Below are 17,575 nucleotides of genomic sequence, written 5' to 3'. Positions count from 1 at the left end.
CGCATGGACATGGCAGCCCTGCGGGTCGCGCTCTTCAGCGGCAATTACAATTACGTGCGTGATGGCGCCAACCAGGCGCTGAACCGGCTGGTGGACTACCTGCTGCGGCAGGGCGCCGCGGTGCGCGTCTATGCCCCCACCATTCCGCAGCCCGCCTTCGAGCCGAAGGGCGATCTGGTCAGCGTGCCGTCCATCGCCTTTCCCGGACGCGGCGAATACCGCTTCCCGCTGGGCCTGTCCGCATCGGTGAAGCGCGATCTTGCCGCATTCGGCCCCACGATCGTCCATGTCGCATCGCCCGACATCGCCTGCCAGCAGGCGGCAGGCTGGGCGCGACGGCACGACCTGCCCCTTCTGGCCTCCGTCCACACGCGGTTCGAAACCTACCCGCGCTACTATCACCTGGGCTTCATCGAACCGCTGGTGGAATCGCTGCTGCGCCGCTTCTACAGCCGGTGCGACGCGCTGGTCGCCCCGTCGGAGGGGATGGCGCAGGTGTTGCGCGACCAGGCCATGAACGGCGACATCGCCCTGTGGCAGCGCGGCGTGGATCGCGCCATCTTCCACCCGGCCGCGCGCGACCTTGGCTGGCGGCGCGCACAGGGCCTTGCCGATGGCGAGGTGGCGATCGGTTTCCTTGGCCGGCTGGTCATGGAAAAGGGGCTGGACGTGTTCGCCGGCACGCTGGCGGAATTGAAGCATCGCGGCATCGCGGCCCGCGTGCTGGTGGTGGGCGAAGGGCCGGCGCATGAATGGCTGACGCAGAATTTGCCGGCCGATACCATCTTCGCCGGGTTCCAGAAGGGCGCGGATCTGGGCCGCGCGGTGGCCGCGATGGACCTGCTGCTGAACCCGTCGATTACCGAAACCTTCGGCAATGTCACGCTGGAGGCGATGGCCTGCGGCGTGCCGGTGGTGGGCGCCGATGCGACGGGCAGCAACAGCCTGATCGTGGCCGGGGAGACTGGTTTGCTGGTGCAACCGGGCGACATCGCCGGCTTTGCCGATGCGGTGGGCCGGCTGGTGACCGATCGCCAGCTGCGCAGCCGGATGGGCGCGGCGGGGGAACGGCGCAGCGCCGCCTTTGGCTGGGATGCGATCAACGGGACGGTGGTCGACACCTATGCCCGGCTGATCGGCGCGCGCGGCGGCCCGGTGCGTCGGGCCGCCTGACTTCCATCACCGCCAGGCGGTGATGCGCCCGCTATCGTCCATGATGTACATCGTGCCGCCGGCCGCGATCGGGTTCAGCGTGACCGCCTTCTCCAGGTCCGTGAACGGCGTCGCTTCGCCGGTGGCGGGATCGACCGAGCTGACCTCCCCACGCGAACTCGCCACCCACAGCTTTCCGCCGGCCGCCAGCGGTCCGGTCCAGAACACCGGCCCCTCGCGGTCCTCCTCGTCACGCCAGCGGCGCAGCTGCGTGATCCACTTCACCCGGCCGGTCGCCTTGGCGATCGCCAGCAGGCGCGAATCGTCGGTCAGGGTGAAGATCCAGTCGCCCGCGACCGTGGGGGTGGAGATGCCCGCCAGGTTCAGCTCCCACACGCGCTGCCCGGTCAGCAGCTCGTAAGCGGCCATGCGCCCGCCCTGCCCCAGCGCGTAGACGCGCCCGGCATCGATGATTGGATCGGCATCCACATCGGTCAGCGACCCGACCGAGGTGGACAGCGAAGTGCGCGCCAGCGCGTCGGACCACAGGGTACGGCCGTTCTCGTAACGATAGGCGACCAGTTCGCCGCTGGAATAACCGGCGATCACCGTGCCCTGCCCGGCGGCAGGAGCCGCCACGCCGAACACGCCCGATTGCCCGCTGGCGGCGACATCGCGCCAGACCGGCGCACCATCGGCGATGTTCAGCGCGTGGATCTGGTTGTCCTGCGTCATCACATAGACGGCGTTGAAGGCCACGGTCGGCGCACCGCGCAACGGCCCGGCCGGCTTCACCCGCCACAATTCGGCGCCATCCCCCGCATTCAGCGCGATCACGTCGCCCGCGCCATTCGTCACGAACAGGCGCCCGTCGAAATAGCTGGCCCCGCCACCATAGGTGACGCCCGCCAGGTTCTGCGGCACCTCGATCCGGTTGGTCCAGCGGACCGCGCCGGTTGCGGCATCGAAGGCATGGACCACGCCGGCCGTGTCTGCCACGAACAGCAGGCCCTGACCTACCACCGGGCTGGAGGCGAGGCGGCGGCGGTTGGTCGAGCCGGCGACCTGCACGCTCCACACCCGGGCGGGCGCGGCGGACAGGGCGGCATGGCCCGCGGCCTTGGCCGCATTGCCGCCGGGCTGCGGCCATTCGGCGGTCGGCGCCTGCGCGGGCAGCACCACCGGCGTGTTGGCAAGCGATTCGTCCGCCTCCACCACCTGGCTCACGCGCGACAGGATCGGGGTACGGTTGCCCACGGTGGGCGTACGCGGACCGTCATCGCCGCCGCCGAAGATGCCGCAGGCAGCCAGCAGCGAGAGCAGCGGCAGGGTCAGGAGAATGCGGGGCTTGCGCAGCATGGGTCAGTCCTGTTGGGGGCGGGGAGCAGCGCCTGCGGCCGGCGGAGTTCCGCCGAGCGACAGGTCGCTGTCATCCACCGCATCGAAGCCGAGCAGCCCGGCGAGCTGCCGGGTGCGGGATCGCAAGGTGGGCGGCACCGCCTCGTCCCGGGCGATCTGCACCAGCAGCGGCCCGGCCAGATCGGTGCGGTTCTGTTTCAGATAGGCCATCGCGACCATTTCGCCCGCGCTGCCGAACCACGGATTGCCGGGCACGGCCAGCGGCTTCAGCCGGTCGATGATGGTCTGCGGGGGCACGTCCTCGAACTCCGCGGCGGCCAGGCGGATGGTCGCGACATCGCGGTATGGCTTGGGCGCGCTGTCATCCGCGCTGATCTCGCGGAAGATGGTCAGGGCTTCGGGCCGCCGCTCGCCACGCAAGGCGAGACCAGCCTGGGCAAGGCGGGCGGACAGTGCCGCGATGCCGTCGCCCTCTTCCGCGATGACGGCCAGTTCCTTGGCGGCCTGCTCGGGCGATCCGCCTTCCAGTTCGTCCAGGGCGGAGACCAGCTGTTCGGACCGGGTCTCCTGCTCCGCCGCCTGGCGGTCCTGCCAGAACAGCCAGCCACCCAGCGCCAGCAGCACCGCCAGCACGCCCAGGCCGACCGGCACGGCATAGCGCCGGGCGATCTCCCCGAACTCTTCCTTGCGGACCGCTTCGTCCACTTCGCGCACCATTACGGATTCTTCCGCCTGCCGGCGTGCGGCCAGCCGTTCGGCGCGGGCGGTGTCGATGTCGGAAGGGAGGGCCAAGGTCGCTCGATCTGCTGCAAGAAGGGAAGCCGGCGCTTTAGCGCAAGGCCGCTGCAATTCAATTCCCGGCGTGAACCGGTGATTAAGCCGGTCCGCTGCGGGACGAACGGCTCAGCGCCGCATCAGCCCGCGATACAGCGCCCGATGCCGTTCGACCATCACGGTCACATCATGCTCCGCCACCGCTTGCGCGCGGTTCGCCTGCCCGATGCTGCCGCGTCGGCCCGCATCGGGTGCCAGCACCGCCACCGCCTCGATCAGGCCGGCCGCATCCGGCGCCAGCAACGGGCCATTGGCGCTGGCTGGCAGGCCATGCACCCCGCCGCGCGGGGCCACCACCGGCAATCCGGCCGCCATTGCCTGCAACACGGTGACCGGCGACAGCGGCCCCGCCGTGGCGAACAGATCGCACAGCGGCAGCATCTGCTGCGCCGGCGCATCCCCGGCGAACAGCACGCGGTGGTCCTGCCCCACCGCCTCTGCCGCCGCCAGCAGCGCCGCCCGGTCCGCGCCGGGGCCCCACACCACCATCTGCCATTGTTCCGGCAGGCGGGGCAGCACGGCGATCAGTGCCGCCGCATCCCCGTCCGCCGGCACGCCCAGCCACAACTCGTCCCGTCGCTTGACCAGGCCGGGCAGCGCATCGCGCTTTGGCTGGCGGCCGAACGGCGCCAGTTCGATGCCGTCGGCGATCATCCGCACGCGGCCGCGTGGCTGCTGCCAACGCTCCAGCGCCAGCTTCTCGGTCGCCGCATCCGGCACCACGATCGCCGCGCTGCGCCCCAGCGCGATGCGCCGGTACAGCGTGCTGCGCCCCGCGCCCGCACCTTCATGGTGAACCAGCGGCGCCAGGCGATAGAAATCGGCGAACAGCGTATGCGCCAGCACCGCGTCCAGCGCTCCCCCGCCCCAGGTACACAGCAGGTCGAAGCCTGCCATCGCCGCCGCCAGCTCCTTCAACCGCCTGGGCCGGGGCCGACCCGCCAGCGGCGGAAGCGTGGTCACCTGCACGCCGCGCATGGTCGGCACCGGCCCATCGCCCGCCAGCACCTGCGGCACCTTCCCGGTCATGGTGGCGACCGCTGTTGCGCAGCGGTCTGGCAGCGCATCGGCGCCCGGCGCCACCCAGTGCAGGATACCGCCCATCAACCCGCCTCCACCACACGGGTGAGCAGCCGGGCGATCGCTGCCTGGACCTCCGGTTCCTCCAGCGTGGGTGCATGGCCGGTGCGCGGCACGGTGACGCTATCCAGACCTGGCACCTCCCGCTCCATCCGCGTCAGGGTAGCGGCGGACAGGATGTCCGACAGCTCGCCCCGGATCGCCAGCACGGGCCGCCCGGCCAGGGCATGCAGCAACGGCCACATGTCGGGCGCCGGCGCCTCATCGGGCAGCGGGGCGGAGAACGGCTCGGCAATCTTCATGTCGTAATCGAAGGCAATCCGCCCGCCGGCGCCCACGCACATCAGCCGCTTGGCCATGCGCAGCCAGTCTGCGATGGCATAATCCGGATGGGTTGCTTCCGACTGTTCGCGCAAGGCCCGGGCGGCATGCATCCAGGTGGGGAAACTGCGCCCCTGCCCGACATATTCGCGGATGCGCGCCAGGCCCACTGCCTCGATATCAGGGCCGATATCGTTCAGCACCGCCCCGGCGATCCGTTCAGGCATCTGCGCCGCCAGCAGCATGGTGACGATGCCGCCCAGCGAAGTGCCGACCGCCACCACCCGGGACAGCCCCGCCTGATCCAGCAGCGCGGCGACATCCGCGACATAGCGCAGCGGCATGTAGCTGGCGGGATCCCGCGCATAATCGCTCTGCCCGCGGCCGCGCAGATCGGCGCACAGCACCCGCCACTCGCCGGCAAAGGCTTCGGCGACCGGTTCAAAATCTCTGGCATTGCGGGTCAGGCCGGGGATGCACAGGATCGGCGGGCGATCTTCCCGCCCCGGATAGTCGCGATAGCGCAGCACCAGCCCGTCATCGCTGGTCCACTCGCCCGTCTGGTAGCCCGCTTCCTGCATCCGACCCGTCCTGTTCCGGCACCGCTTGGTTGCGCGCCGGCCTGCCCGTTCCCACTATTGAAAGCATGCGCGCCGAACCGCAACCCGCCCCCTACCGCCCCGATCCGCGGATCGGCACAATCGCAGCGTGGCTGGGGGACGAGGTCGCCGCGGCCGATTTCCCCCGGGCGACCCTACGCTTCCGCAACCAGCGATGGGCTGCCACCGTCGGTCTTGCCGGCCTGAGCGACAGCGAATGGACCGGCCATTTCGGCCGCTTCACCGCGTTGCCGGGCAATCTGCCCGTGCCGCTGGCCCTGCGTTATCACGGGCACCAGTTCCAGGTGTACAATCCCGACCTTGGCGACGGGCGCGGTTTCCTGTTCGCGCAGCTGCGCGACGGGGCGGACCGCCTGCTCGACCTTGGCACCAAGGGCAGCGGGACCACCCCGTGGAGCCGCGCGGGCGATGGCCGGCTGACGCTGAAGGGCGCCGTGCGGGAGATCTTGGCGACCGAGATGCTGGAAGCGCTGGGCGCCAATACCAGCAAGACCTTCAGCGTGGTGGAAACGGGCGAGGAACTGTGGCGCGGGGACGAGCCCAGCCCCACCCGCTCCGCCGTGCTGGTGCGGCTGAGCCACGGCCATCTCCGCTTCGGCAGCTTTCAGCGCCTCGCCGCGCTGGAGGAGGACGAGCATCTGGCGCAGCTGGTCGACTATGCCCTGCGCCTCTATCCCGGCCCCCCGCCCCCGGAGGACGCGCCGGGATGGGACGAGCCGGCGGTGATCCTGCTGCACCAGGTCGTGACGCGCATGGCGGACCTTGCCGCCAGCTACATGGTGGCCGGCTTCGTGCATGGCGTGCTCAACACCGACAACATGAACATCTCGGGCGAAAGCTTCGATTACGGTCCGTGGCGCTGGCTGCCACAATGGGACTCCACCTTCACCGCCGCCTATTTCGACCATGCGGGCCTGTATGCCTTCGGCCGCCAGCCGGAGGCGATCCGCTGGAACCTGATGCAGCTGGCGATCGCGCTGCGCCGGCTGGCCGACAGCGCCCCGCTGATCGCCGCGCTGGAGCGCTTCCCGCAGGCGTACAACGCCGCCATGGCGCGCCGCTTCTGCTGGCGGCTGGGCGTGGCGAGCCGGGGCGTGGAGGCAGACTTCGCGCTGATCGCCGCGGCGGAGCGGACGATGAAAGCAGGCGCGATCGGCCCCGACGCCTTCTTCTTCGCCCATCGCGGCGGGCGGCGGGCAGAGGGCGACCTCGCCACCGCGCTGTCCGGTTACGAGCCGGTGGCCGGCGATCATCCGCTCTGGTCCGACGCCCCGCCCAGCCTGCTGATCGAGGAGGTGGAGGCGCTGTGGCAGCCGATCGCCGAGAATGATGACTGGCAGCCCTTGCAGGCCAAGATCGCCGCCATCCGTGCGCTGGGCGACGCGCTGGGCGAGCCGCCGCAGCCGGCCGGCCACCTGCCGGTTTGACGGATGCCTGCCCCACGTTAGAACCGCCAACCCCTTCAGCTGCCAAGGTGCCCCGCTTGTCCCACGCCGAAATCGTCTCGTTCGAACCTGCCACCGGGGCGGAGCTGTGGCGCGGGGCCGTGGGTGACGTGGACGCGGCAGTGGAGCGGGCACGGCAGGCGTGGCCGCAATGGGCCGCCCGCCCGCTGGCCAACCGGATCGAACTGCTACGCCGCTTCGCCAACGAGGTGCGTGCGGTGCAGGATGCCTTTGCCGATCTGATCGCACGGGAAACCGGCAAGCCGCGCTGGGAATCGCTGACGGAGGTCGAGGCGGTGATCGCCAAGGTCGAGATCAGCGTAAAGGCCTATGCCGAGCGGACCGGGCAGCGCAAGCTGGACGGGGTGATGGGCGCCACCGCCGCCGTCCGCCACAAGCCGCACGGGGTGATGGCGGTGCTCGGCCCCTACAACTTCCCCGCGCACCTGCCCAACGGCCACATCGTGCCGGCGCTGATCGCGGGCAATGCGGTGGTGCTGAAGCCCAGCGAGAAGACGCCGGCCACTGCCGCCTTCCTGATCGGCTGCCTGCACCGCGCCGGCGTGCCGGAAGATGTCGCGCAGCTGCTGGTCGGCGGGCCGGACGAGGGGCGCGCGCTGGTGGCGCATCCCGATGTCGGCGGCGTGCTGTTCACCGGATCCGCCCGCGCGGGCGTCGCCATCAACAGGGCGCTGGCGGAAGATCCGGGCAAGATCGTGGCGCTGGAGATGGGCGGCAACAATCCGCTGATGGTGTGGAACACGCCGCTGGTCGCCGATGCCGCCGCGCTGATCGTGCAGTCGGCCTTCACCACCGCCGGCCAGCGCTGCACCGCGGCGCGCCGGCTGATCGTGCAGGACAGCCTGTATGACGCGGTGGTGGGCGAGGTCGCGGCGCTGACGGAGCGGATGTTGATCGGCGCCCCATTCGACGATCCGCAGCCCTTCATCGGGCCGGTGATCGACAATGCGGCGGCCGAGCAGCTGACCGAAGGCTTCGTGGACCTGCTGTCGCGCGGTGGCCGGGCGATCGTGCCGATGCGGCGGCCGATGGGCAATGACCTGCCCTTCGTCACGCCGGCGCTGATCGACATGAGCCAGGCCGGCAAGCGCCCGGACGAGGAGCTGTTCGGTCCGTTGCTGCAGGTGTTCCGGGTGGGCGATTTCGACGAGGCGATCGCGGTAGCCAATGATACCCGCTTCGGCCTGGCGGCCAGCCTGGTCGGCGGCAGCCCGCAGGAATATAATCGGTTCTGGGCGAATGTGCGGGCGGGGATCGTCAACTGGAACCGGCCGACCAATGGCGCCAGTTCCGCGGCGCCGTTCGGCGGGGTGGGCCTGTCGGGCAATCACCGCCCGGCGGCATTCTACGCGGCCGATTATTGCGCCTATCCCGTGGCCAGCACCGAAGTGCCGCAGCCACGGGCCAGTGTCGGAGTGGGCTTCCGCGCCGGGTAGAAACCGGCGCGGCAACCCAATCAGTTTAGCGGCACTTCACGCCGGTGCCTTCGATCTCGCGGCCCAGCAGCGCGCCGCCGGCAGCACCCAGCACGGTACCGAGAGTGCGGTCACGGCCGCCGTCGATCTCGCGACCCAGCAGGGCGCCCGCTGCGCCGCCGACGATCAGGCCCGTGGTGCCGCTCTTGCGCTCGCACTGCGGGCGGTAGTCGCGGTCACGGTCATAGCGGCGGTCGTTCCGGTCGCGGCCATAACGGCGACGATCGCGATCCCGGCGACCCTGGTTCCACTCGTCGGCAGCAGAAGCTTCCGTTGCCGTCTCGAAGGTGGAGAACGTGGTCGTGCGCGCCACCGGCAGCTCGGCAGCCATGGCCGGCATCACGGTGAAGATCGCGCCGGAAGCAGCCAGGGAGAGGATGGAGGTCTTCAGCAGGTTGCTCATGTTAGGTCTCCTTCGAACCAGAAGTGTCGTTGGTTCATGTTTAGACCCGGTCAGCTGAACGTTCGGCAACCATCCTGCAAGAAAACCACTTTTCCACTCAGTTCATCGACAAAATCTTCCAGCCTATCGTTTCACCGGCATGAAACGGCACGATCGTGGTGCCTGCGGCGTCCAGAACCTGCGGAACTGGCTGTTCCGACCGCACCAGCGTGATCGTGCCTTCGTTCACCGGCAGGCGGTAGAAGGCCGGGCCTGCCAGGCTGGCGAATCGCTCGAACCGGTCCAGTGCATCTTCCTGATCGAAAACAGTCAGATAGCTTTCCAGCGCGTGCGGCGCGTTGAAGATGCCGGCGCAGCCGCAGCCCGATTCCTTCATGTGCTTCGCATGCGGCGCCGAATCGGTGCCCAGGAAGAACTTGCCCGATCCGCCGGTCGCCGCGCGGCGCAGCGCCTGCCGGTGCTCTTCCCGCTTGGCGACCGGCAGGCAATAGGCATGCGGGCGGATGCCGCCGACCAGCATGGCGTTGCGGTTGATGTGCAGGTGCTGCGGCGTGATGGTGGCGGCGATGTTGTCGCCGGCGCCTTCCACGAACTGCACCGCCTGTGACGTGGTGGCATGCTCCATCACCACACGCAGGCCCGGCATGTCGCGCAGCAGCGGGGCCAGCACGCGGTCGATGAACACCGCTTCCCGATCGAAGATGTCGATCTCGGGGTCGGTCACCTCGCCATGGACGCACAGCACCATGCCGATGCGCTGCATCACTTCCAGCACGGGATAGATGTTGCGGATGGCCGTCACGCCGCTGGCCGAGTTGGTGGTGGCGCCGGCCGGGTACAGCTTGGCGGCGGTGAAGATGCCGGCCGCATGGCCATCGGCCACGTCGACCGGACTGGTCGAATCGGTGAGGTAGCAGGTCATCAGCGGGGTGAAGCCGCTGCCCGCCGGCACCGCCGCCATGATCCGGCGGCGGTAATCATCGGCCATCGCGGCCGTGGTCACCGGGGGCACCAGGTTGGGCATGACGATCGCCCGCCCGAACACCCGTGCGGTGTAGGGGGTGACGCCGGTCAGCACATCGCCGTCGCGCAGATGGACATGCCAGTCATCGGGCCGGCGGATGGTGATCGTGTTCATGACAGCACGCTTTCAAGGCAGAGGGGGGTGACAGGGTGACAGTGTGCAGGGCGCTGTTTCGCCGTTTCCGGAACCTTGCGGGCGAAAGCCGCCAACTTGCGGGCAGAAGGCGTCACCATGGCGGGCAACGCCGTCACCATGGTGCCGTTCACCTGTCGCCTTGCCGGCCCTGCCGGGTGTCGCCGGAAGGACAAGGGTGTCACCTTGCGGGCGGCACCGACACCATGCCCGGCGGAGCGTCGCGACGACGGCCGGAGCATCACCGTGTCACACATGGGCTGACCGGCAGGGAGAGCGAGGCGAAGCGGCATGGCGCCCCCATGACACAGCCGGGCGGGTGTAGGAAATGGCCAAGGCGGCGATCAGGCGAGGGCGGCGAGCCCCGGCACGGTGACGCTGCGCTCCCCGCCATAATCCTCCCGCACGACGATCAGCCCGCGCTTTTCCAGATGTTCCAGCAGGCGGCGGATGCGGCTGGGGCTGCTGGTGCCATAGACACGCGCCAGCTGATCCTCGTCCGGCGTGCCGTGGCCGGTTGCGGCCAGCCGGGCGATCAGCAGGAAGGGGGCGAGCAGATCGTCCTCCAGCGGCGCGGCCAGCTGCAGGATCGCGGCGCGCGTCTCCTCGTCCAGCCGGTCCATGCCCGCCTGTGCCAGCGCGAAGCGGCGGCGGAAGCCGGCCATGTCGATCCCGGCGGATTGCACCTGATATTGCCGGCACTGCATCAGGAAGGTCTGGAACAGAGCGGAGGTCGGCTGGAACGCGGCCTTGGGATCGGCGGCCAGATCGCGCAGCACCATTTCCACCCGCTCGGCAGCATCGGAGGCCGGCAGCGCGGCGGCATCGGCCTCGGCCGCCTGCGCATCCAGCTCAGCCATGCGTTCTGCCAGCCGTTCCGACCCCGAAGGCTGGTCCATCACGAAGGCCGCCGGCGGCGGCGCGGGCATGTCGCCGCGCGCGGCGGCCGCCTCCGCCAGTTCCGAATGCAGCAGATCCTTCATTTCGGCCGGCGCGGCGGAGGGCAGCGGCAGCAGCCCGCTGCCGGTGCTGGTGCGCGGGCCGGACTGGACGGAGCCGATCTTCACCTTCAGCGGCACGCGGGTGATGGCCGGGCCAAGGCCCAGGAACATGCCGCGGTCCAGGTCGCGGATCTGTTCCGCCTGCCGCCGTTCCATGCCCAGCAGGTCCGCCGCGCGGATCATGTCGATATCCAGAAAGGTGCGGCCCATCAGGAAGTTGGACGCTTCCGCCGCGACATTCTTGGCCAGCTTGGCCAGCCGCTGCGTCGCGACGATCCCCGCCAGGCCGCGCTTGCGCCCGCGGCACATCAGGTTGGTCATCGCATTCAGGCTGATCCGGCGCGTCTCCTCGCTGATCTCGCCGCCGGCGGCGGGCGCGAACATCTGCGCCTCGTCCACCACGACCAGCACGGGAAACCAGTGTTCGCGCGGGGCGTCGAACAGGGCGGTCAGGAAATGGGCGGCGCAGCGGATCTGCTGCTCCACATCCAGCCCTTCCAGCGACAGGACCACGGATGCGCGATGCTGCCGGGTGCGGGCGGCCAGTGCCTCGATCTCCGCCACCGAATGGCCGGCACCGTCGATCACCACATGGTCGAAATGATCGGCCAAAGTGACGAAATCGCCCTCCGGGTCGATCACGATCTGCTGCACGATGCCGGCGGATTCCTCCAGCAGGCGGCGCAGCAGGTGCGATTTGCCGGAGCCGGAATTGCCCTGCACCAGCAGGCGGGTGGCCAGCAGCTCCTCTATGTCGACGTGGACTGCAGCGCCGCCCTGCTGCTCCCCGATGATGACCCGCGACTCCATGCGCCAGCATGTAGCCGCCGCAGGCCCTGCCCCCAAGCTCGGGAGCGGCCGAGGCGGCGGCTTTTCAACATCTTCGGCGATTCAGCCGTCGGCGGGGTCGCGTCGTGATACCTTCAGGTCGAACCTGTCGCTCCCCTTGGCCGCGCTATCGTCCTGGTGATGCACGCGGATGGTGTAGGCGCCGGCATCGGACACCGTGCCGCGCCAGGCCTGTCCGCCGGATCCGGTGCCGATCGCGCGGTCGCTGCCGGGGGCCAGCACGTCGAAGCCGACCTGCGGCGATCCGGCCAGCGCCACCTCCAGCAGCTGGCCGGCCTCTGCCTTCACCCGGTAATCATGCGCGGCATCACCCGTCACCGCACCGGCGACCGACGCCGTGTCCGTGCCGCGCAGGAACCTGACATCGGTGGAGCTCATCTGCCCCAGCCAGTACCCGCCCGCCGGCACCGCCAGCGCCAGCGCGCCCACCACCACACCCTGCATAATCGTCAGCGACATAGGCTGCCTTCTCCCATTTGTTCGCGGGTCTTTGGCGCCCGCATCGGGAAGGCTAATGGACAGGATTTGAAATGGCCAGCACTGTCACGCCGCAAGCGCCCGCCCGGCGGAACCCTCGCAGATCATGCGACCGCTTTCGGGGTGCGCTACAAGCCGCTTCTATGTCGATGTTTGGGTGGATTCCTGCCGTCAGGTAGTAAGGCCGCTCCAGATGCCATCTGTTAAGTCGGGCTGATCGCCTGCAAACTCCGGATCGAAATCTGACTGCCATGGGAAGTGGCCCTCGCGGTCTGGCCAAATAAGCTGAAGGCAGGGGAAATTATCACCGCGGTAGAACCAGCAGCTTCGGCCGAGATGCTCAGCATAGAAATCGCGAGAGACAGGAAGGAGCACGGCCTGATGGTTTCCAAAGACCCCTGACAACCTTGCTCCGGGTTCCGGAACCTTCCCCTCGCGAATGTCACGGTAGAGATCCCAGAGGATATCGTGGGACACCTGCTTAGGCAAAGAGAATACGATGATTTCTGGATGGCCTAAGCCGTGGAAGAAACCGGTTGAGTAAGTGAAGTCGGGTTCCTGTTTGTCAGGGTCGAAGACGCGCGTGCTGAACCAGCCATGCTCTTGGAGTTTGAAAAGGAAGTCGCTGTCTGCGGAGTTGAGTTCAGCTTCATCGAGATCAAGCGCGGTCTTCATGTGGCTGTGTTTGGCTGGGAATCTCGCTGATCGCAATGACTGAGATGGGGGCGTTGGCTGCCTGACGGCTTTTGGGGCGACACCACAGGAAAGCGGACATTGCATCCGCTGCCGGCTCGACGTCCCCACTTCCTGAAGGGAAGAGGGCTGCGGCCGTGGGCGGACGCTTGCGTCACAACAACCAGGCGATCGGCAGGCGCTGGCCGATGGCGACCAGCAGGTGGGCGCGCCAGCCCATGCCGGGCTCCTCCGCGCACACCTCCCCTTCGCGCTCCCACTCCATCGCGCCATCAGCCGCGAGGCGCACCCGCCAGGCATGTCCGGGGATGGTGCCTTCGAACGAATCCGCCACCTTGGCCGCCAGCTCCGGCGAGCGGATCATAAAGCCCATTTCCGTATTGAGGTCGATCGAGCGCTGGTCGAAATTGAAGGAGCCGATGAACAGGCGGTCCCGGTCCACCGTGAAGGTCTTGGCATGCAGGGTGGAGGCGCCCCCGCGATAGGCGGCGGCCCGCCCGGTCCCGCTGCCCGCCAGGTTGCTGCCGATGCCCAGCCGCACGCCGCGGCGGCGTTCCTTGCGCGACGGATGGCCCTCGCTCCGCCGGGCGATCTCCCACAGATGCACGCCGGCCTCCAGCAATTGCCGCCGCCACGGGGCATAGCCGGCATGCACCAGCGGCACGTCGCTGGCGGAATAGCCATTGGTCAGGATGCACACGGTCACGCCCTGCCGCGCCAGTTCGCAGATCTCCGTCACGCCCTGTTGGCCGGGCACGAAGTAGCCGGAGATGATGCCGAGCTGCTGCTGCGGCTCGCCGATGGCCTTCGCCAGCTGCCCGGCCAGCAGCCCTTCCCGCTTCGCGCCACCCCATGCCTTGGCGGGATCGTCGCTGATCATGTCCACTTCCGCCCAGTGCAGCGGCAGCGTGCCATCGCCCAGCTGGTCGACCAGCGGCAACGTCTCCACCCGCTCGACATAGGCGCGGGCAGAGGGATCGCGCTCCACCACGGAGGCGCGCTTCTCCAGCTTGCGGCGCTGCGGGCGGCCGATCTGGTGCAGGATCTGCGCGGCGGGGAAGGCGGCGGCGCAGGTCCAGTACCGCTCGAAATCCTCGGTCACCTCGTCCACCACGGGGCCGATCGCCAGCACGTCCAGGTCGGCGAACAGCGCGCCGTCATGGGCGCTGTAATATTCGTCCCCCACATTGCGGCCGCCCACGATGGTGGCGGCGCAATCCGCGGTCAGGCTCTTGTTGTGCATCCGGCGGTTCAGGCGGGGGAAGTCGGTAAGGTAGCCGATCGCCTTGGGCCAGCGGATGCGGAACGGGTTGAACAGCCGCACCTCGATCCGCGGATGCCCGTCCAGCGCGCCGAGCGCGCGGTCCAGCCCGGCGATGCCGTTGTCGTCCAGCAGCAGGCGGATGCGCACGCCGCGCTCCGCCGCCTTGTGCAGTTCCTCCAGCAGCAGGGTGCCGGTGCGATCGCCGTGCCAGATGTAATATTGCAGATCCAGCGTCCGCTCCGCCTGGCGGATCAGCAGCAGGCGGGCGGCGAAGGCGTCCAGCCCGTCCTCCAGCAAATGCAGCCCGGACAGGCCGGGATGGTCGGCGCATTGCCGTTGCGCCCCCTTCGCCAGCCGCGTTTCCCCCACGGGCGGCGCGTCCTGCGGGATCGGCTCGCTGCCCGCCCGGTTGCGGCGCGGCAGGCGGCTGGCGAGCGCCAGCCCGGCAAAGATCGTGGCCAGCGCGGCGGCGCCGGCGGCCAGCGGATGGGTCCTGATCCAGTGTGTCACACGCATGGCCGTGTGGTGCCGGGCCGTGGGGCCGGACGCAAGCGCTGCTTGAAAAGGGTCACGGTCCTGCCATCTGCACAACATGGATCAGGGATGCTTGTTCGATCGCGCGGTGGTCAGCCTGACGGGGGCGGCCGGGGATGATCCCGCCACCTTCCTGCAGGGGCTGGTGACCAATGATGTCAGCGGGCCGCTGCCCGTCTGGGCCGCGCTGCTGAGCGCACAGGGCAAGGCGCTGTTCGACTTTCTGGTGTGGCCCAGGATGCCTGGGAGCGCGGATGGCGCGCTGCTGCTGGATTGCGAGGCGGCGTTCGCGGACGATCTGGTCCGACGCCTGTCGCTGTACCGCCTGCGCAAGCGGATCGCGATCGTGCGGGAGGATGGGCTGGCGGTGTACTGGCAGGCGGATGGCGCGGCGGGCACCCCCGATCCGCGCCTGCCCGCACTGGGTCGCCGGTGGATCGCGCCGGCCGACCCCGCCGCCGCGCCGGCCGATGCCGCATGGCTGCGCCACCGGCTGTCGCTGGGCGTGGCGGAAGGCCGCGCGGAGCTGGGCGACACGCTGTGGCTGGAGGCGAACGCCGTGGAGCTGAACGGCGTCAGCTTCACCAAGGGCTGCTATGTCGGGCAGGAGAACACCGCGCGCATGAACTGGCGGCAGAAGGTCAATCGCCGGCTGCTGGTGGTGCCGCTGGATCGCGGCGATGCGGCACGGCGGCGGGCGGAATATCCCGAACTGGGCTTCGCGGTGGATCACCTGCGGGTGGCCGACATCCCGAACGATCTGCGACCCGGCTGGATGGCCGCTCAGGACTGAGCCAGCGCCGCCGCGACCAGCGTCTCGGCCTCTGCCCTCGCGGCGGAGGGGGGCAGCGCCATTGCGCCGGCCAGCCGCTGGCCCAGCAGCGCATCGCCCAGCGCCAGCAGCACCAGCGCCAGCGCGGTCTGGTGCAGGCGCGCCGGGGCGGTGCCGCCTTGCCCGAACAATCCATCCACCACCTGGCCGATCGCGGCGGCGAAGGGGTCCAGCGCGCCGTGCTGGTTGGTGGCGAGCATCCATTGCGCCAGAGCGCCACCGCCGCCGGTGTCGAAGGCATCGAACACCAGATCGACAATTGCGCGAGGGGTGGCGACCCCGCCCAGCACCGATGCCGCGATGGAGGCGCTGACCTGCGCCGTCAGGTGCTGCACCAGCGCCTGCTGCAATCCCGCCGCGCTGCCGAAATGGTGCAGCAGATTGGCATGGGTCCGCCCGATCCGGCCCGCCACCGCCTTCAGCGTGACCGCGGCGGGCCCGTCCGCCAGCAGCAGATCATGCGCGGCCTGCAGCGCCTGCGCACGGCTCTGCTCTGAGGAGAGGCGTGTTCTTATTGACATTGGTGTCAGTTAATCCCATTTCCGGGTCATGAGCAAGACCATCGGCCTAGAAGGCAGCCCGCGCGCCGGCAAGCAGCCGGCTTCCGCAACCCCGCCCATCGTGGTGCGCAACCGCCGCTTCGGCCGTGCGCGCGATGGCCATGCGCCAGCCAGCCGCTGGTGGGCCGATGGCGACCCGGTCGGCACCGCCTGGCTGAACGGCCTGTCGATCACCTTCCCGCAGGGCGAGACCCTGTTCATCGATGCGGTGAAGGCGTTCCGCGATGGCGTGCCGCCGAAGCTGGCGGAAGAAATCCGCGACTTCGTGAAGCAGGAGGTCAATCACACGCGGGAGCACCTCGCCTTCAACCGTGCGGTCGAGGATGCCGGCTACGACCTGTCGGGCGTGCAGGCGCGGCTCGATGTGCAGATGGACGAGGTGCGCGCGGCGCCGCCGATCGTATGGCTGGGCGTCACCGTCGCGCTGGAGCACTTCACCGCCCTGTTCGCGCACGAGTTCCTGGCGCAGCCCGACCGCTACATCAGCGGGGACAACGAACAGGCGGAACTGTGGCGCTGGCACTCGGTCGAGGAGATCGAGCACAAGGCGGTGGCTTACGACACCTGGAACCACGCGACCCGCAGCATGAGCCGGTGGAAGCGCTGGAGCCTGCGCAGCGCGCTGATGCTGCGCGTCACGCGCAACTTCATGCGCAGCGCCAATCGCGACGCGCTGGACCTTCTGGCGCAGGACGGGATCACCGGCATGCGGGCCAAGGCGCGGCTGGCCTGGTACCTGCTGGGTCGGCCGGGCATGCTGCGCCGCCTGCTGCCCGCCTGGGCCGCCTTCTTCCTGCCGGGCTTCCATCCGTGGGACCGGGACGATTCGGCGCTGATCCGGGGCTACGATGCGCCCCGGACCGGGCACGATCACGCCGCGGCGTTGATGCCGGCCACATAGGCGTCCGACCGGACCCAGGCCGATCGCCCGGCTTGGGCCGGGTCGCCATCGGCCAGATCCGTCTCGTACTCCACCGCCGGTGCCGCCCCGCCGCGCGCCAGGCTGGCGCAGGTGCCGACGGCCTCGGTCGGGCGAAAACCGGCGGCCACCAGCACGCGGCCCGAAGCGGGATTGTCGGCCATGTGCCGCCCGCGCAGGTGCCGGTGGCCGGCCATGCGGGCGATGGCGAGCAGGCCCGACAGCGCCTCCCGCGCATAGCCATGTCCCTGCGCGGCGGGCGTGATCCAGTAGCCGACCTCCGCCGGGGCACCCTCGGCACCCGCGTGCAGGCCGCAGCCGCCGATCACCGTGCCGCCTTCATCCGGGATCGTGACCAGCAGACCGGGAAGGAGCGGATCGCGCGGAGCGCCGATCCAGGCGAGCGCATCGCTTTCCTCGTAAGGCCATGGCACGCGCGCCAGCATCCGCGCCACCGGCGCATGCGCGATGGCCCGGGTCAGCGCGGGTGCATCCTCTGCCCAGGCGGGCCGCAAGAACAGGCGTTCGGTGCGGATGAACATTCTCGTGTCTCCATATCCCACCACGCAACCTTCTCGCA

Annotated in this window: 17 protein-coding genes; 5 read left to right on the top strand and 12 right to left on the bottom strand. The window is 69.5% G+C overall.

Annotated elements, in window-relative coordinates; all coding sequences use genetic code 11:
- Positions 1-3: 3 nt before the first annotated feature.
- On the top strand, positions 4-1,173 hold the full coding sequence (locus tag D5S08_RS11325; RefSeq protein WP_121118565.1) for a glycosyltransferase family 4 protein: 1,170 nt from the start codon (positions 4-6) through the stop codon (positions 1,171-1,173).
- 6 nt (positions 1,174-1,179) lie between these two features.
- Here D5S08_RS11325 and D5S08_RS11320 read toward each other — a convergent pair whose 3' ends face one another.
- The 4 genes from D5S08_RS11320 to D5S08_RS11305 all read right to left on the bottom strand — a co-directional run bounded on the left by D5S08_RS11320 (position 1,180) and on the right by D5S08_RS11305 (position 5,327).
- Positions 1,180-2,511 carry an outer membrane protein assembly factor BamB family protein gene (locus tag D5S08_RS11320; RefSeq protein WP_121118563.1) on the bottom strand — a complete coding sequence of 444 codons (1,332 nt, stop codon included), beginning with the start codon at positions 2,509-2,511 and terminating at the stop codon, positions 1,180-1,182.
- 3 nt (positions 2,512-2,514) lie between these two features.
- Positions 2,515-3,303, bottom strand: coding sequence for a tetratricopeptide repeat protein (locus tag D5S08_RS11315; RefSeq protein WP_121118561.1), 789 nt, complete (start codon positions 3,301-3,303; stop codon positions 2,515-2,517).
- 111 nt (positions 3,304-3,414) lie between these two features.
- Positions 3,415-4,449 (bottom strand): glycosyltransferase, encoded by a 1,035-nt coding sequence (locus D5S08_RS11310; RefSeq protein ID WP_121118559.1) that lies wholly within the window; start codon positions 4,447-4,449, stop codon positions 3,415-3,417.
- The gene (locus D5S08_RS11305) at positions 4,449-5,327 is read right to left on the bottom strand and encodes an alpha/beta fold hydrolase (RefSeq protein WP_121118557.1); all 879 of its coding nucleotides are present in this window, start codon (positions 5,325-5,327) and stop codon (positions 4,449-4,451) included. Before D5S08_RS11305 ends, D5S08_RS11310 begins: the two co-directional genes overlap by 1 nt.
- Positions 5,328-5,392: 65 nt before the next feature.
- On the opposite strand from D5S08_RS11305, the gene D5S08_RS11300 reads away from it, so the two are divergent.
- Both D5S08_RS11300 and astD read left to right on the top strand, forming a co-directional pair.
- Complete coding sequence (locus tag D5S08_RS11300; protein ID WP_121118555.1) at positions 5,393-6,793, top strand: protein adenylyltransferase SelO family protein; 1,401 nt, start codon at positions 5,393-5,395, stop codon at positions 6,791-6,793.
- A 56-nt stretch (positions 6,794-6,849) separates the two neighbouring features.
- Positions 6,850-8,268 (top strand): succinylglutamate-semialdehyde dehydrogenase, encoded by a 1,419-nt coding sequence (astD, locus tag D5S08_RS11295; RefSeq protein WP_121118553.1) that lies wholly within the window; start codon positions 6,850-6,852, stop codon positions 8,266-8,268.
- Between the two features lie 25 nt (positions 8,269-8,293).
- On the opposite strand, the gene D5S08_RS11290 is transcribed toward astD, so the two are convergent.
- From D5S08_RS11290 to D5S08_RS11265, 6 genes are all read right to left on the bottom strand, one after another.
- Entirely contained in the window at positions 8,294-8,710 is a 417-nt protein-coding gene (locus D5S08_RS11290; RefSeq protein ID WP_241557359.1) for a glycine zipper 2TM domain-containing protein, read from the bottom strand.
- A 97-nt stretch (positions 8,711-8,807) separates the two neighbouring features.
- Positions 8,808-9,848, bottom strand: coding sequence for a dihydroorotase (gene pyrC / locus D5S08_RS11285; protein WP_121118551.1), 1,041 nt, complete (start codon positions 9,846-9,848; stop codon positions 8,808-8,810).
- 362 nt (positions 9,849-10,210) lie between these two features.
- Positions 10,211-11,677 carry a helicase HerA domain-containing protein gene (locus D5S08_RS11280; protein WP_121118549.1) on the bottom strand — a complete coding sequence of 489 codons (1,467 nt, stop codon included), beginning with the start codon at positions 11,675-11,677 and terminating at the stop codon, positions 10,211-10,213.
- A gap of 81 nt (positions 11,678-11,758) precedes the next feature.
- Positions 11,759-12,175: a hypothetical protein gene (locus D5S08_RS11275; protein ID WP_121118547.1), complete on the bottom strand. Its 417-nt coding sequence runs from the start codon at positions 12,173-12,175 to the stop codon at positions 11,759-11,761.
- A gap of 189 nt (positions 12,176-12,364) precedes the next feature.
- Complete coding sequence (locus tag D5S08_RS11270) at positions 12,365-12,868, bottom strand: DUF4262 domain-containing protein (protein ID WP_121118545.1); 504 nt, start codon at positions 12,866-12,868, stop codon at positions 12,365-12,367.
- A gap of 172 nt (positions 12,869-13,040) precedes the next feature.
- Positions 13,041-14,666: a phospholipase D family protein gene (locus D5S08_RS11265; RefSeq protein ID WP_206610325.1), complete on the bottom strand. Its 1,626-nt coding sequence runs from the start codon at positions 14,664-14,666 to the stop codon at positions 13,041-13,043.
- 76 nt (positions 14,667-14,742) lie between these two features.
- Here D5S08_RS11265 and ygfZ point away from each other — a divergent pair, with 76 nt between their 5' ends.
- Positions 14,743-15,477: a CAF17-like 4Fe-4S cluster assembly/insertion protein YgfZ gene (gene ygfZ, locus D5S08_RS11260; protein WP_121118541.1), complete on the top strand. Its 735-nt coding sequence runs from the start codon at positions 14,743-14,745 to the stop codon at positions 15,475-15,477.
- Here ygfZ and D5S08_RS11255 read toward each other — a convergent pair.
- Positions 15,468-16,037, bottom strand: a complete 570-nt coding sequence (locus D5S08_RS11255; protein ID WP_121118539.1) for a TetR/AcrR family transcriptional regulator — start codon at positions 16,035-16,037, stop codon at positions 15,468-15,470. The genes ygfZ and D5S08_RS11255 overlap by 10 nt on opposite strands.
- A gap of 28 nt (positions 16,038-16,065) precedes the next feature.
- On the opposite strand from D5S08_RS11255, the gene D5S08_RS11250 reads away from it, so the two are divergent.
- Positions 16,066-16,977 (top strand): metal-dependent hydrolase, encoded by a 912-nt coding sequence (locus tag D5S08_RS11250; RefSeq protein WP_121118537.1) that lies wholly within the window; start codon positions 16,066-16,068, stop codon positions 16,975-16,977.
- Here the strand turns inward: D5S08_RS11250 and D5S08_RS11245 are convergent.
- Positions 16,947-17,537 carry a GNAT family N-acetyltransferase gene (locus D5S08_RS11245; RefSeq protein WP_121118535.1) on the bottom strand — a complete coding sequence of 197 codons (591 nt, stop codon included), beginning with the start codon at positions 17,535-17,537 and terminating at the stop codon, positions 16,947-16,949. The two genes, D5S08_RS11250 and D5S08_RS11245, sit on opposite strands and share 31 nt — an antisense overlap.
- Positions 17,538-17,575: the final 38 nt, after the last annotated feature.

The organism is Croceibacterium ferulae (assembly GCF_003660445.1).
Taxonomy (GTDB): Bacteria; Pseudomonadota; Alphaproteobacteria; order Sphingomonadales; family Sphingomonadaceae; genus Croceibacterium; species Croceibacterium ferulae.
The sequence above is the reverse complement of the archived record's forward strand: the minus strand, read 5'-3'. Positions and strand labels throughout refer to the sequence as shown.